At 61.0% G+C, this 1,311-nt stretch carries 1 protein-coding gene; it reads right to left on the minus strand.

Going from position 1 to position 1,311, the window contains the following annotated elements:
• Positions 1-236: 236 nt before the first annotated feature.
• Positions 237-1,127: an NmrA/HSCARG family protein gene (locus D2T30_RS22825; protein ID WP_128210650.1), complete on the minus strand. Its 891-nt coding sequence runs from the start codon at positions 1,125-1,127 to the stop codon at positions 237-239.
• Positions 1,128-1,311: the final 184 nt, after the last annotated feature.

Here is a 1,311-nt window from a genome sequence, read left to right on the forward strand (position 1 = left end):
CGGTGACCGGCAGCTACGAGCCGGTCCTCGTCGACCCGCAGGGCGGGCGGCCAAGTTTCGGCCGCGCCCAGCTGCCGACTTCAGGCTCGTAATATGTTCGGTCAGCCAAGGCTTTGTGTCCAGCAGGCCACAGCCAAGCGGCTACGCTCCTGCCGTGGGGGCAATGCACCGCATCGCCCCTGCGGATGACGAGAAGGGCGCTTTCGCTTACGTTCCCCCGTGTCGCCCGGAACTTGCTACCGTCGCCCGGTTGTTCCCAGGGCCTCCTTAAGCGCCGCATGCCCGCTGCCCGCGAGCCAGGAACGCAGACTGAGCAGCTCCGGATTGATCTCGCGCATGGCATCAAGGTCGACCTTCTCCGAAAGCGGCCCGTCTTCCAAGCTCTTTGCCATATGCGCAAGGTCCGCATTTACTGCGAGAACATCATCGGGGAAGCGTTCATAGGTTATCGAACGGCCAGCAACTTCGGTGAACGCCACCTCCAGCTCGTGCCCGGTCACCCGGTCGCTGGCAATCTTCATGGTCTTGCCGTCGAAACGGACCTTGTCGGCAAACATGGCCGCAGCAAATTTGCCGATATCTTCCACGGCGGTGAGGTGAATCGCGTGATCCGGCCGGATCAGCGACACCAACCGACCCTGATCCAGGCCGAAACCCGGCCGCACCAGCATCTCCATGAAGATCATCGGCCGAATGATGGTAGCCGTGATTGGAAGTTGGCGGACGTGCGCTTCGATGCGCGGCTTGGCGTCGAAGCGAGGCACGCCGGTCAATACATCCCCCGCGCTGGCGCCCGAAGAATACAGGAAATGCTCGATGCCGGTTTCGGCTGCGATATCCGCAATCGCGACCCCATGGCGCACTTCCTCTTCAGCAGTCAGGTTCCCCGGCAACACGCTGAAGACGCCATAAGCATCTTCCATGGCTGCGCGGATGACATCCCTGTCCTCGAATGAGCCTTGCACAAGCTCGACGCCAGCATTCCGCAGCCTCAAGGATGCGGTCCCGGCGGCGTCCAATACAAGCGCGCGAACGGGCCACCCTGCCTTCAGCAAGGCTTTGGCGACAGATCCTCCCTGCCGCCCGGTGGCGCCGAAAACCAGCATGGGTCTTTTGTCATCGGTCATTGGATACCCTCGCATGGAACAAGGGCTATCCATATATACCAATATAAACCTGCCGGAAGACGGCACATTTTTCTGCATCAGGCACAAGGATGATACCCTTGGACGAACAGATACATGCCGACGCACCACAAGGGTCTGGGGATAGCCGGGTGTTCAGGCCCGTTCCATCAAACGGGGTCTGCGC

It is taken from the genome of Paenirhodobacter populi, from assembly GCF_004022215.1.
Classification (GTDB): Bacteria; Pseudomonadota; Alphaproteobacteria; order Rhodobacterales; family Rhodobacteraceae; genus Rhodobacter; species Rhodobacter populi.